Source organism: Paenibacillus alvei DSM 29 (genome assembly GCF_000293805.1).
In the GTDB taxonomy this organism is placed as follows: domain Bacteria; phylum Bacillota; class Bacilli; order Paenibacillales; family Paenibacillaceae; genus Paenibacillus_B; species Paenibacillus_B alvei.
In genome coordinates this window covers 16,775-29,959 of record NZ_AMBZ01000006.1, presented here as the reverse complement: position 1 = coordinate 29,959, position 13,185 = coordinate 16,775, and the positions used below count along the sequence as shown (strand labels likewise).

Here is a 13,185-nt window from a genome sequence, read left to right as displayed (position 1 = left end):
GTCAAAAAATTACATTAGCTTCAGCACCTTGCACAGCTTTACAAGCTCATGAACGCCAAGAAATTGTTGTTGATTTCGTTCATGAATGCTGCGGATGGCTTTTTCCGTCACTCTTTTGGCATGTTCAACACGATGATGGTCAAGAGCCTGTACAATTTCTTTCATACTTTTGAGAAAATAAATCGTACTGCGCAAGGTGCGAAGCAGCAATATTTTACGAAGGTGAAGCGGGCTGAACATCCGATATCCATTCTCAGGGTTGCGGTCTGGCGTAATGAGCCCTTCCTTTTCCCAATGGCGGATCGCAGAGGCAGCGACACCCGTATATGCAGCAGCTTCACCAATCGTCATATGTTCCTTTATCGCTTTGCTGGTCACTGAGGGCAGCTCAATCTGTTCCAGTATTGTTAGTGTTTGATCGGCAGCTTCCTTCTCTTGGTGCAGCTTGGCCTGCTCGCGGTTTACGAGCCAAAATGCATCATTTATTTCCTCTTTCTGAATATGCCTCAGAACATCGCAAGTCAATCCGACACCAAACCCCGGAAACATCGTGCGCAGACAGCGAAAATAAGCCAAATGAGCATCTGTGTACAGCCGATATCCATTGTCGTCGCGAGCTGGGGAGGGAACAACGCCCCATGATTCATAATGCCTCAGCGCACTCGTACTAATTTGAAGCATCCTGGCTATGTCAATAGGTTTGTAGTGCTTCATCGCACACCCTCCTCTTATCATTTCGATTCCACTGTATCAGAACGTCTCCGCATGAAGCAAATCTTATAGTAAAACCTTAAAGCACCATGCTAAGGTTTCGTATCCCTCATATTGATATATTCACATGAATTATGAACTGCTTTAGCACTTGCATGAATGTTGTAAAGTGGATGATGTAACACGCATTTCACCATCATTATCAATATGGAGGGTGCTGTATGAAAGAAGTTATCCACATTCGAGGAGCTAGAGAGAACAACCTGAAAAATGTATCATTGGATGTTCCTAAGCATCAACTGATTGTTGTTACAGGTCCATCCGGGTCAGGAAAATCAACACTTGCCATGGATATCCTTCAGCGTGAATGCCAACGGCAGTATATAGAGTCCAGCGGAATATCGTCCGAGTCCATTTCCAAGCCCAATGTAGACTCTATTAACGGTTTATCGCCATCTATTTCCATACAGCAGCATGTAACGAACCGCAATCCTCGTTCAACAGTAGGTACGGTTACCGATATGTATACGTATTTGCGCATCATATACGAGAAGAAAGGTATCAGACGCTGTATGGCGTGCGGCGAGGAATTCCCCGCAGGCAATAATTCAGGAGAACAGGGAGTTACGATCTATTGCCCCCGTTTGTTCACATCCCCATGCCCCTTTGACGAAGGCGAATTTTTCCTTCAATACGCCCTATGGGGCCTGTTCTTCATGCAGTGGATTGGGCTCGGTTGTCGATATCCAAGTGGATGCTGTATTTAATACGGCTAAAACGATCCGAGAAGGTGCTGTGAACATCTGGCATGATTCACTAGCTGAATACCAGGCCGGTATTATTGAAGCAGCAGGAAGGCATTACGGGTTGGATATGACCAAGCCTCTGGATACATTCAGTCCTGTTCAATGGGAACTGTTAAAACATGGAGTGGAGAGTGAAGCATTCGCTCGTCAATTTCCACAGATCGAGGCGCCTAAGCATGTAACAAAAGGCAGGTTCAAGGGCGTGCTCACCTCCATGTGGCAAAAATATAAAGAGAAGGAAGGGCAGTCAAGTGAAGCTGCCTATTTTCAGGCACAGACCTGTCCAGATTGCAATGGTGATCGGCTTAAGCTGGAGAGCCGACTGGTTACGATTGAAGGACGCACCTTACCCAGCTTGGCCCGGTGCACGCTTGATGAACTGTATAAGTGGCTGAAATCCGTACATGCAAAATCACAGCTAGAAGCGGATGTAATTCTTGATGCTGCGCTCCATGAGCTCATTGTGAAGGTAGAACGAGTCATCCTCGTAGGACTCGGATACTTGTCGCTGGATAGACAGACCGTATCTCTGTCTGGCGGAGAAACTCAGCGTCTGCGGCTTGCCTCAATACTCGGTTCAGGACTTACCGGCGTATTGTATATCCTTGACGAGCCTACTACGGGTCTTCATCCAAAGGATACCGACGGATTAATTCAAGTAATGAAGGAGCTCCGGGACATAGGAAATACAGTGCTTATGATTGAGCACGATACAAGGGTCATGCAGGAAGCGGATCATATCATTGATATCGGACCAGGGGCAGGCCGATTCGGCGGGGAAATCGTAGGGCAAGGGACTCTCCGGGAGATTATGGAACAGCCATCCTCTGTAACTGGAAAATATTTAAGAGAACAATCGACGTTAAAATCCAAAGGTCGAGCTGGCATTGGTGATGTGATTACGGTTCATGACGCCGAACTTCATAATTTGAAGCAGGTAACCGCATCATTCCCGCTCGGAATGTTGATTGCAGTGTCTGGAGCTTCCGGCTCCGGCAAGTCAACCTTAGTCTTTGACCTATTGGCGAATGCCGGTGGGGAACACTCTCACATTACAGGCTGCCGTGCAATTACTGGCTTGAATAAAATCAATCATATTGTAACGGTTGATCAGTCGCCCATCTCTCGAATGCAGCGGTCAAATGTCGCGACCTACACGGATTTGTATACGCTGCTGCGCAAGGTATTTGCTTCACTTCCTGAGGCCAAAAGGCTAGGGTTAAGTGACAAGCATTTTTCCTTCAATTCGCCAGGTGGGCGATGCGAGCGCTGTGAGGGATTGGGTGAAGTTGAAGTTGATATGCATTTCCTCCCGCATTTGCGCGTGGAATGTCCGGTATGCAATGGTAAGAGATTTCATAATGAGGTCCTGTCTGTAACATTCAAAAACTACACCATATCCGATATCCTAGAGCTAAGTATCGAGGAAAGCCTGTCACTGTTCACCGAACAAAAGAAGATATCTCAACTGCTAAAGCTGCTGTGCGAAGTAGGGATTGGATATCTTCAGTGGGGGCAGTCTGTCACAACGCTTTCCGGCGGTGAAGGACAGCGTTTAAGGCTAGCTCGCGAGTTAAGCACGCCAACAAGCGGCCATTCGTTATATTTATTGGACGAACCATCAACCGGCTTGCACCCAATTGATGTACAGAAGCTGTATATCCTGTTGGATAAGCTTGTTGAGGCGGGAAATACAGTTATTATGGTCGAACACAATACGGATCTTATTGCGGCAGCGGATTGGGTGATTGACATGGGGCCAGGTGGGGGAGATTCTGGAGGTCAGATCGTAGCGGCCGGTACACCAGAACAAATCGCTCGCTTTAAAGCGTCTTGTACAGGGGTCTTTTTATCGAAATAACTGTGCTTGAGTCATGTCTTATACGCATACATGCAATTGAATTGGACACGAAAAAGCCGGTCGGATCCATGATTCGATCTGACCGGCTTTTTTCAGAACCGTTGCAAAGTATGCTTTGCTATCACCTTGTATCGCAGCTTCTATACCTGCTCATGTCAGCAGGCTAAGCACAACCGCCTTATTTCTTTACAGCCGTTTCTGCAAACTTGATCAAATCTTCTTTTGTGAGCGGATTGCCCGGATTGGTTGTGATGCTATAAAGATGATCCTGATCTGACCAAATCAGCTTATTTCGAACCAGGCCAGGGATCTTCTTGCCTTGTTCGGCATCAACTTCAGTTGATTTCATGTACCGGTATCCGCTGCTGGCCGTATTTCTACCAAGTTTGTGCACGACTTGCATTTCTAAATTGTCTTTTCCATTTGCAAATGTAAGATTGATTTCGCCCATTTCGTTCCATTCGAATTTTTCTAATATACGCTTTTTCCTTGAGCTTCCGCTTCCGCTTTCACTTCTTGTTGAAACTCTTTAAGATTCTTTGCAATTGGGGGTTGGATGTTTCCATTCTCAAATTTATAACCTTCAGGCAAACCTTCAGGCTTTTGAAGCACAGGACCCTGTAGTTTGGCTGCCTGTTTTAAATAATCATCATAATTTGTGAATTTGAACATGTCCAGGTAATACAAGAATGCAGATCCGCCATTGAGACTTGGATCGCTTACGTACAAGAGGTACGTATCTCCTGTATTCTCACCATTATTTCCCCTTACTTTTTGGGAGAGTTCTGCTTTTGCCGCTTCAACAGCTTCCTTACCAACCGCCGGCGTTTTCGTTTCCATTTCCTGTGCGGAGTTATTGGTTGTTTGGATTGCAAATGCCTCTGTCATATTTGCGGTGCCAAACAGCATCGCGATACCCGTTGCGACAACGGCTGCCTTCTTTGCGTATTTCATGTGAATATGACTCCTCTCATTTCTGCATGTTTTTGATGTGAAGACTGGATTCTATCTTTTGGGATCCCTTTGTAACCAGCTTCAATGATATAAACACAGCCCAGGAAAATTTGGTTCACTCTTTTTGAACTATTTTTAAGAAAAAATATAAATTAGTTATATAATTTGCAAAAGTAAAGCGCTAAGGAAGTCCACACGTACTATAAGGCCGCTCACGTCCACTGAGCGGTCTTCGTCATTTTTTTCCAAAACTCTTGTGTGGCATGTTAAAATAGAAATAAACATATAAACGTAATAGAGATTATCGTCTACGCAACCGCTTCATGTGAGGAATACGATAAGTGAAAACCAATTGCAGAAAAGAGAGCTTTATTGTTTATTACTTGAAACGATTAGCTCTTTTGCCTCGTACTAATAAGTGATAGTAAGTATCAGTGCAATTCATGGGATACCGCTGACTGCTTGAAGGGATCAGGCAACATAAGATCGTCTATTCCGGAGAAGGGGTTACATCTTGCTTGCTGCTTCTGTAATGATTGCCAACATTACAAAGTGTAATCACTCATAGCCTGAGATCGGGTACAATGAGTACGTAGAATCAACGTATAGAAGAATTTTTTCCGGATAGGAGTAGGTTATGTTTCAAAATATCATTGATTTTCTAATGAACTACGGAGTGTGGGGGCTTGTCATTCACTCATTCGCAGATGCAGTTATTTTTCCGATACCAGCCTTCTTCTTGCAAGTGCCGTTAAGCTTGCTCGATCCGTCCAATGCATTATGGCTTGCGACTGCAGGGTATGTTGCTTGTCTATTAGGGACGCCTGTAGGTTACTTGATTGGTAAGGTATTAGGCCACTCCGTGCTCGAAAAGATCCTTAAAAAATCATGGATTGACGGCGCAAACCAAATGTTCAAAAAAATGGGGAAGCCGCCATTCTAATTGGATCGTTTACACCTATCCCGTTCAAAGTATTCACGATTTTGTCCGGCTGCATGAACTTTCCGCTTTGGCGCTTAATCGGGTATGCGGCTCTTGGGAGAGCAGTAAAGTTTTATGCGGTGGGTCTGTTATTTTATCTATACGGAAGATCCGCTGAGGGAATGGTTCAGCACGTCTCGCTGTATATCTTCCTGATTGCTGTTCCCATTTTGGCTATCTACTTGATTATTCGCAAGCGGAGAAGAAACAAAGCTGCAGCGAAAGCAGAACATACGGAATCCAACACAACCTCAATCAGCGAATAAGAATCGTTAAGAAGGTCGACCTTTGGGGTCGGCCTTTTGTTTTCGTTCAATAACTTAAAGCAGAGCTGGCCTGAGTGATCTCAAATAAGGGGTATGCAATCAAATAGCATCAATCCAAATCAGGAGAAATCTTTTTCCGGTGTCCCTCCTGTTTGACCTCGTCGAACAGGTTTTCTATCTCTTTAGACTGTTTGGGAATTGGCTTATCCCAAGACTTTAGCAGTTTTTCCAATTCACCGATCGTTACCGGCTTTGCATGGCGCATCAATTCAAACCCGATATGTCCGCTCATCTCGATCGTAGCTGTTTTTACTTCAGTTAGGGAAGTAATCCCCTTCGTTCTTAATTTCGCCTCTAGCTGATCCACAGTTAAGCGCAGCTTTTTTAAATTCGCCTCTAAAATGGCTCCATTTTCGATTACAACTGTAGATCGCCCCATAACCAATTTTTCGACCCAATCAAACTTAATCGCAAGACGCTGCAAGGTAACCAGAAGTCCTACATAAATACATAGGGTAATCAATGTTTTAAAAAGCCCATAAGCGGATACGGCATGACCAATCATAGAAGCCATTGCGAGCAAAGTGATGATTTCCACACCCGTCATTTCGCCAACTGTTTTCTTGCCTAGAATTCGAAGCAGGGCATATCCAACGCTTAATACGATCAATGCTTCCCAAGTGAATTTCCAATCCATAAGTAGGCACCCCCGGCTCCTTTTCATATCTGAATTGGAGCGTAATTCATGGATTTACTGAACCTGATAGGGGTAGTATGCTTACTTGTTCAGAATTTACTCGAGTGTAGCTTATAACAGCTTAATTTCCTTCAGACTGAAGAAACTGTTGAACGCAGCGCTTACATACGCAGGCTTTTCTGCGTAATTCTGACGGAATTTTCTCCAGTAGTGCTTTAGGTACGGATATATTCATGCACCAGCATTCCTGGGGCGGTCTGCCTGCCTGGTATGCGCATTGATTATCATTGCCGCAAAGGGGACATATTTTAGGATTTATTTCTGTAGTCATCCTCATACACCTGCTTTTTGTGAGTATAGTTGCAGATCACGCTCGCTCTGAAATAATCATAGCCCATGAAAGGATATTTACAAATACGAATTATCACATCGGGCCGCATCGTTTTATTTTTCCGGAGTCGTTCTACAACCGAAATATAATCGGCGAATGACGTTTTAGATGATAGCGAAAACTGTTTTCCACTTTCAAGCGTCTAATAGAAATGAAGAGTTTGCAAAGCTCCTTGAGTTATACAGCAGAGCAGTATCATCTCAAGCTGTCGAACAGTTGTCGACGGCTTCTTTGTTTACCGAACGTCAGCACGCGAATGGTATCGCTTCATTTTCTTCACTGCCATATCGAAATGCCTGCTCCTATACATAGCAAACACTTTAGAAAAGAGGGATAAGTTGATCAAGCGAATCAAACTACGGACATTTTTGATTGGAGGTATATTTTCATTCTTTTTCTTGTCATTATATTGAGGCTGTTCTGGTATCAGGTTATCAATCAGCCGTTTTGGATGGAACAGGCGAGAGACACATGGGCTTTGAAAAAGGAACTGATTCCTGTTCGAGGTACTATTTATGATAAAAATGGGGATGTGCTTGCCATGGATGCCCCCGCATACACCGTTGCGGTGAGCCCAAGGATGATTCAAGAGCTGCGAAAAAATAAGGAGCTAAATGAGCAGCAAATCGATATGGAACGAATTATCGTGGACAAGCTTCACAGGGTGTTGAAAAAGCCCGAACAGGAACTATATGAGCTTACACGCAAAACGAGACGAAAAAACGATAAGGAAGAGTATTATCCACAGGTTGAAGTTCGCAGCGAGGGTTGGAAGGTCGATGATGAAAAGGCAAAGCAGCTTCGTGAATTTATTCAGGATCTGAAGAAAGAAACAGAGTTGAACGATATAGGGCTTTACTTGCTTCCAGAGGTGAAACGGTTCTATGTGAAGGAATCGCTAGCATCGCATATTCTTGGGTATACGGATAAACAGAATAACCCGGTAGGCGGCATTGAACAAATGTATGACGAACAGCTTCGTGGCTCTGTCGGATTTCTGCAATATGAGAAAGACCGGCTGGGCAACAAGCTTCCGAGAGCAACGGAGGTCTTTACGCCATCTCGAGACGGAAGCAGCATCTACTTGACGATCGATCGTACGATTCAACAATACATAATAAATGCGATGCAAAAGGTGTACGACAAATATACACCTAAAAGCATGACGGTTATTGCTGCCGATCCGAAAACAGGCGATATTTTAGGATTAGCAAATATGCCGGATTTTGATCCTAATACATATTGGAAGGCAAAAGATCTCTCCGCTTTCTATAATCATGCTGTCCAGTCACGATATGAGCCGGGTTCGACGTTCAAAATTGTGACACTCGCAGCTGCCGTTCAAGAAGGGCACTTTGACCCGGATGCCAAATTCGTATCAGGTTCCATTATAGCTGGAGGAGTCAGAATTCCTGACATTAATCAAACATGGGGAACGATCAGTTATTTAGAGGGGTTAAAGCGATCCAGTAATGTCGCGTTTGTCAAATTGGGTTATGAGATGCTGAAGGAAGAGAAGTTAAAGAGCTATATTGAAAAATTCGGATTTGGCAAAAAGACAGGCATTGAAATGCTTGGAGAAAACAGCGGTCTCATTCGTTTTCAGTATCCGGCTGACGTTGCTGCTGCATCATACGGTCATGGACAGGTGTTGGTTACACCAATACAGCAGGTAATGGCGGTATCAGCCGTGGCTAACGGGGGAAAGTTGATGAAGCCGCATCTCATTCGCAAGATGGTCGATCCGGTTGCCGGCGAAACCACGGAGCGACAGCCAGAAATCGTGCGCGAGGTCATCGATCAAAGCACCGCCAAGAAGGTGGGTGAATATTTAGAGCAAGTCGTAGCCGATCAAGAAATTGGTACGGGGAGACATGCCTATATTGATGGATATCGTGTAGCAGGGAAAACAGGAACTGCAATTAAGGTCATAGATGGAAAATATGATAATGACCGGGCTGTGGTGTCCTTTATCGGCTTTGCCCCTGTAGAGGATCCGCGCATCGTGCTGCTTGTTGTTGTGGATGATCCGAAGGATTTTTATAAAGGCGGGGGCTTCGTCGCTCCTTACATGTTCAAGGAGATTGTATCGCAATCTTTGCGATATATGGGCGTCCCTTCGTCTTGGCAGCCGAACAGCGCAGGCGGCGACAAGCTGGGCTCTCGTCCGTCCGTGCAGGCACCGGATATGCAAAACGTGAAAGTACGGGATGCAAAGCAGCGGCTTGCGGAGCAAGGAAGGGTATTTGACACAATAGGAGCAGGGGATATGGTGAAGCGGCAATATCCGAGACCGGGTGAACCGATGGCTATTAGACAGCGCATTTATTTGCTGACAGATGAACCTGATAAACTGCCGCTGCCAGATTTCAAAGACAAATCGCTGCGTGACGTAATGGAAATTACATCATTGCTCGGTTGGGAAGTTCGAGTAGAAGGGGAAGGATACGTGACCGAACAGAAAGAAAGCAAAGAGAACGGTATGCGCATCGTCCATGTAAAATTGGAACCAAGGCATTCCGGCTGACACCTCAAAAACATACTCGCATAAATACTACCCGCTCTATGCATTTGAGGTTCACAAGAGAGATTTAGTCAATAACTTGTCAAATGGTTGATTTAGATGGTTAATAATTGAAGTAACAAGCTGGCTGTCGATTGTATACGACAGCTTTTTTATGTGGATTTTTATATAGAGGATTTGCATGATTTACATTATTATTGTGACATCTTTATAATGACATCAAAAGAGGAGGGGAGCGAATGGCTGCACCACTATCGAAGTCACAACGATCTGCACTGCATTATATCGCTACCTATGCGAGAGGCCGCAAAATGAACGCACAGCATACAATAGCGGAAATCTTGCAACGTTCCGCCATTTCGCAATACAAATATGATCAAGCCGTACAGATGATAAAGTCATATGCTAGAGTGGCCCTTCACTTCCACCCAGATAGACCTGACCCGAACATGAAAAGTGTCGCTGAGGCGCTTTTGGCACAAGGATTATACAAAAGTCAATTTGAAACGCGCCTGTCCAATGGAAGCGTTTCGGCTTTTCCCGGCGGTGAACGCGATCTTTGGGAGCAAAAGTTATTTGGCGGCGCCTATCAACGAGAAGGAGTGACCAATAGCGAGCGTCCCAAATATGGGGCGCTTAACCTGATGCTGCATCCTGATGGCCCCGCTCCACGTTTTGGGTCGTGTTACTTCCTTTTGTCACCCAAGGTTTCTGAACGTTGCACCTTCACGTACATGGATTCGCATCAAGGCCCGCCAGAAAAGGGGAATTATGACGAGTTAGATGATATATTGGCGGCACTCCTGACAGATGCGCATAGGAATGAATATGCACTTGGAGAAAAAAATCTCAGTTCTCTCAAGCTAATTGATCATTTGCGCTTCAATCTCGCAAAATCTTTTCCAGATCCTTCATACAGAGAGCCGAAACGCAATCTAGATTACTATATTGAAGCGCAAATTCATGGCGACATATCGCTTATGGATGACGTTGACATGCTAGTAGCTGATCCTTCTTTCCTCCATACCTCCATCGGCAGAACACTCGAGGATTTATGCCTGAAGTATGCAATTGATCTATACTGGCATAGGGGATTCTCTCTGTTGGCACATGAGGTTCCTACCGATTTTAGAGGTCCAGCGATGCCGTCTTTAGCGATGCGAATTGCTCGTAACAGCAGGGTGGATGCCAGCGTGATAGGGGAGGCTGCCATGGACTTGAGGCGCGAGCCCTCGCGCTGGATTGATCGTGGAAGCTACAAGGAAGTACTTCAGGAGTTTAAATTGCTATGGCATGTACTCGTGAAGTATGGGAAGCCGTTGTCGTAATGCCGTACAACGAAAAAGGCAATCAAAGTAAAGAGGAAGCAATTTAAGCTATCATGGGAAGTATTGGGATGGCAAGTAATTTCCTGTAAACGGAAAATATTGTGTTCCTGTATGTCATGTTCTTCCGTATTTATGCATTAACAAATCTGTAGACATCAGCAAATATCTTGGATTTTGTTTTCTGTAGGTTTTGAGCGGACTCGATACAGACAAAAAATGAATAGGCATTTGGCTGATCCATTTAAAAGCGCGATAGAACGGATTATGAATCTGTACGATATCGAATCCCAAATGAGTGCATCCTCGATGCAGCATCGTAATCCCGATAATGGCTTTAATTTCAGAAAATTTTGGATGGGATTGAATGTATCTGCACACTCCGGGCAGGGACTGCTCTACCGTACGATAAATAATTCGTCCCTTCTTGACGTCGTTGTCCAGGGGGAGAATTTCCGTAAGCAAACGTACATTATGAAGATGTATTTTCAACAATAGATCGCTATGTTCGATGTGAGTTCCGTCAGACAGCATAACTGCCTTTCCGCGATATCGGAGTAATCGTACCCTGAAAATATTCGAAAGCGATTGATCGGGAAAGGTTAATCGGGTTAACGAATAATATATTGGATCGAACCTATTCCATACGGATATTATAAACATTTTTAGTTTCATATGTTCTGATTGCCCCTTAACTTGGAATACAGTCAATGATAATCTGGATTAGACAAAAGGATTTTATTCGGCAACTGAAAGTAGAGCAGCATAAATCGAACAAGAAGCTGAGGAATTCAAATAACAAGTTGCGCCAGAGGCGGAATTTAATTTATAATGTTTACTGAACAGGGGAGGTGGCAAGGGATGGCAAAAAACTTTGCCAGAATCAGCAACGACTCATGCAAAGCCTGATTTAGGGGCGATACTTTGCATGGGGCTGGACAACACGAAGGAATGATTGTCGCCCAAGATCGCTTATATCGTTTCTAATAATGGGCTTTGCACCTTATTTAACTAACCATTCAAAATAAGGAGCTGTAAAGCATGACAACACCATTTATTAGAAACCACCAATATAACTTGATCAAGAAGCAAGCGACTTTGCTTCAACATACTTGTCAGACAGTAGCGGATCCGAAAATTGTTGACACGGTACGATACAGTGCGTATACCAAGATTACAGAGGCGTTCCCGCAGGCAGACGAGCACCAGCTGCAACTGCTTGAGCGGATTACAACCTTGGACAAAACGGAAGAATTCTCTCAATTCCTGTTTTCTCTGGAACCATTTCTGATTGAGTTCGAACAGGTAACAGACAAGCAGCTGAAGAAGCTCTTTCCGAAGAGTAAGAAGCTGAAGCTTCCGAATATGGAGGAACTGGATCTCCGCCATACGACGTATCTTGGATGGACGGACATTGGAACGAATCGCATGTATCTAATCCATCAGCTGGACGGGCGACTTGTCGGTATTGAGGGGAAATTCACCCAAGCAAAGAAGAAGAGTACGTGCTTCTTATGCAATCGTCAGGAAGAGGTGGCCTTATTTACGGCTGAAACGAAATCTAAACCTGCGAATGCTTCTTCTGATTATTACAAGGCCATTGGGAACTATATGTGCATGAATAGCCATGTCTGCAATCAGAACATTACAGACACGTCTGCATTAGAAATGTTCATTCGCACCATTAATGGCTAGATCGCAATATACGCAAAGAAGGATGCCAATACAGGCATCCTCTTTTTAATTATCTCCATTTTCAAATCAATAAACTTTGTTACTTTAGAGGAATACCAGTTTTTAATACCGAAGCCACTTTTTTAAATTGGATATTTTCTTTGCTCATCTTTTCCATCTGTTCCTTTAGCACCTCAGCAGTAATTCTTCCGCCGGCGCCTACATGACCAATTGCAATACATACATCATGACGACGAAAATGCTCGCGCATTAACATGAATTGCTTATGAACAGCCGCCTTCGTATGTACATCATCCAGGAAAATGTGATTTTCAAGGCTAGGCACTTGCATCTCGTTTGCCACCTTACCGACAATGCTGCGGAAATTGGTATGGCTGTCTACGAAGAATAGTCCGCGTTCTTTGCATACCTTCAATACATTACGCATTACCCGTTCATCTACTGTTGCCTTTGAACCCATATGATTATTCATGCCGATCGCGTGAGGAACATTATCAATCGCCGCATGAACCCGTTTTTGAATCTCGGCATCACTCAAATCTGTTGTAATCGCTCCAGGTCCAAGCCAGTGTTTTTTGCCTGACAATGCTTCCATAGGCATATGAACAATCACGTCATGCCCTGCGGCATGTGCACGTTTTGCGTCTTTCTCTGTACTTGGCATAAAGGGCATGACAGCAGCTGTCACTTTAAAGGGCAGCTCCATGATTTCCTTTGTTCCTTTGGCATTATTTCCAAAATCATCAATGATGATCATGGCTGTTTTTTGACCCTGCTGCTGAACCGGTAAGGAATGAATACCTTCAGGTAACATCGGCAGGATGAGAAATGCCAAGATAATGCACAGTATTCTACGGACTAAAAACGTTTTTTCGATTTCTCACATCAGCACCTGCTTTCTTGCTTCAATGACTTCCTTACTATCATTGTTCATCGGAATCAATATTCCATGCTGATTATTTTTTAGCAGTAT

Annotated in this window: 10 protein-coding genes and 2 pseudogenes; 5 read left to right on the top strand and 7 right to left on the bottom strand. The window is 44.3% G+C overall.

Annotated features, from left to right (window positions below; all coding sequences use genetic code 11):
- Positions 1-9: 9 nt before the first annotated feature.
- Positions 10-714, bottom strand: coding sequence for a MerR family DNA-binding transcriptional regulator (locus PAV_RS19355; RefSeq protein WP_005549126.1), 705 nt, complete (start codon positions 712-714; stop codon positions 10-12).
- Between the two features lie 218 nt (positions 715-932).
- Between PAV_RS19355 and uvrA the strand changes: the two are divergent.
- Positions 933-3,378: pseudogene (gene uvrA, locus PAV_RS19350) on the top strand (excinuclease ABC subunit UvrA).
- A gap of 178 nt (positions 3,379-3,556) precedes the next feature.
- On the opposite strand, the gene PAV_RS19345 reads toward uvrA, so the two are convergent.
- Together PAV_RS19345 and PAV_RS19340 are read right to left on the bottom strand one after the other, a co-directional pair.
- Positions 3,557-3,829, bottom strand: coding sequence for a hypothetical protein (locus PAV_RS19345; RefSeq protein ID WP_005549120.1), 273 nt, complete (start codon positions 3,827-3,829; stop codon positions 3,557-3,559).
- 20 nt (positions 3,830-3,849) lie between these two features.
- Positions 3,850-4,332: a hypothetical protein gene (locus PAV_RS19340; protein WP_005549119.1), complete on the bottom strand. Its 483-nt coding sequence runs from the start codon at positions 4,330-4,332 to the stop codon at positions 3,850-3,852.
- Between the two features lie 637 nt (positions 4,333-4,969).
- Between PAV_RS19340 and PAV_RS19335 the strand changes: the two are divergent.
- Positions 4,970-5,580, top strand: a pseudogene (locus tag PAV_RS19335) (YqaA family protein).
- A 109-nt stretch (positions 5,581-5,689) separates the two neighbouring features.
- Here the strand turns inward: PAV_RS19335 and PAV_RS19330 are convergent.
- Both PAV_RS19330 and PAV_RS33635 read right to left on the bottom strand, forming a co-directional pair.
- The gene (locus tag PAV_RS19330; RefSeq protein WP_005549116.1) at positions 5,690-6,277 is read right to left on the bottom strand and encodes a DUF421 domain-containing protein; all 588 of its coding nucleotides are present in this window, start codon (positions 6,275-6,277) and stop codon (positions 5,690-5,692) included.
- Positions 6,278-6,398: 121 nt separating this feature from the next.
- Positions 6,399-6,608: a cysteine-rich CWC family protein gene (locus PAV_RS33635; RefSeq protein WP_005549114.1), complete on the bottom strand. Its 210-nt coding sequence runs from the start codon at positions 6,606-6,608 to the stop codon at positions 6,399-6,401.
- 538 nt (positions 6,609-7,146) lie between these two features.
- Between PAV_RS33635 and PAV_RS19325 the strand changes: the two genes are divergently transcribed.
- On the top strand, positions 7,147-9,195 hold the full coding sequence (locus PAV_RS19325; protein ID WP_238555868.1) for a penicillin-binding transpeptidase domain-containing protein: 2,049 nt from the start codon (positions 7,147-7,149) through the stop codon (positions 9,193-9,195).
- 236 nt (positions 9,196-9,431) lie between these two features.
- The gene (locus tag PAV_RS19320; RefSeq protein WP_005549110.1) at positions 9,432-10,520 is read left to right on the top strand and encodes a DUF3626 domain-containing protein; all 1,089 of its coding nucleotides are present in this window, start codon (positions 9,432-9,434) and stop codon (positions 10,518-10,520) included.
- 114 nt (positions 10,521-10,634) lie between these two features.
- Here PAV_RS19320 and PAV_RS19315 read toward each other — a convergent pair whose 3' ends face one another.
- Positions 10,635-11,192: a YkoP family protein gene (locus tag PAV_RS19315; protein ID WP_040736297.1), complete on the bottom strand. Its 558-nt coding sequence runs from the start codon at positions 11,190-11,192 to the stop codon at positions 10,635-10,637.
- Between the two features lie 366 nt (positions 11,193-11,558).
- Here PAV_RS19315 and PAV_RS19310 point away from each other — a divergent pair, with 366 nt between their 5' ends.
- A complete protein-coding gene (locus PAV_RS19310; protein WP_005549106.1) occupies positions 11,559-12,212 on the top strand; it encodes a FusB/FusC family EF-G-binding protein in 654 nt (217 codons plus the stop codon).
- Positions 12,213-12,291: 79 nt separating this feature from the next.
- Here PAV_RS19310 and PAV_RS19305 read toward each other — a convergent pair whose 3' ends face one another.
- Entirely contained in the window at positions 12,292-13,026 is a 735-nt protein-coding gene (locus PAV_RS19305; protein ID WP_005549105.1) for a divergent polysaccharide deacetylase family protein, read from the bottom strand.
- Positions 13,027-13,185: the final 159 nt, after the last annotated feature.

Excerpts from the sequence above, each read along its gene's own strand:
- PAV_RS33635 (WP_005549114.1), bottom strand. The coding sequence starts at position 6,608 with ATGACTACAGAAATAAATCCTAAAATATGTCCCCTTTGCGGCAATGAT.
- PAV_RS19355 (WP_005549126.1), bottom strand. The coding sequence starts at position 714 with ATGAAGCACTACAAACCTATTGACATAGCCAGGATGCTTCAAATTAGT.
- PAV_RS19310 (WP_005549106.1), top strand. The coding sequence starts at position 11,559 with ATGACAACACCATTTATTAGAAACCACCAATATAACTTGATCAAGAAG.
- PAV_RS19330 (WP_005549116.1), bottom strand. The coding sequence starts at position 6,277 with ATGGATTGGAAATTCACTTGGGAAGCATTGATCGTATTAAGCGTTGGA.
- PAV_RS19320 (WP_005549110.1), top strand. The coding sequence starts at position 9,432 with ATGGCTGCACCACTATCGAAGTCACAACGATCTGCACTGCATTATATC.
- PAV_RS19345 (WP_005549120.1), bottom strand. The coding sequence starts at position 3,829 with ATGGGCGAAATCAATCTTACATTTGCAAATGGAAAAGACAATTTAGAA.
- PAV_RS19305 (WP_005549105.1), bottom strand. The coding sequence starts at position 13,026 with ATGTTACCTGAAGGTATTCATTCCTTACCGGTTCAGCAGCAGGGTCAA.
- PAV_RS19315 (WP_040736297.1), bottom strand. The coding sequence starts at position 11,192 with ATGAAACTAAAAATGTTTATAATATCCGTATGGAATAGGTTCGATCCA.
- PAV_RS19340 (WP_005549119.1), bottom strand. The coding sequence starts at position 4,332 with ATGAAATACGCAAAGAAGGCAGCCGTTGTCGCAACGGGTATCGCGATG.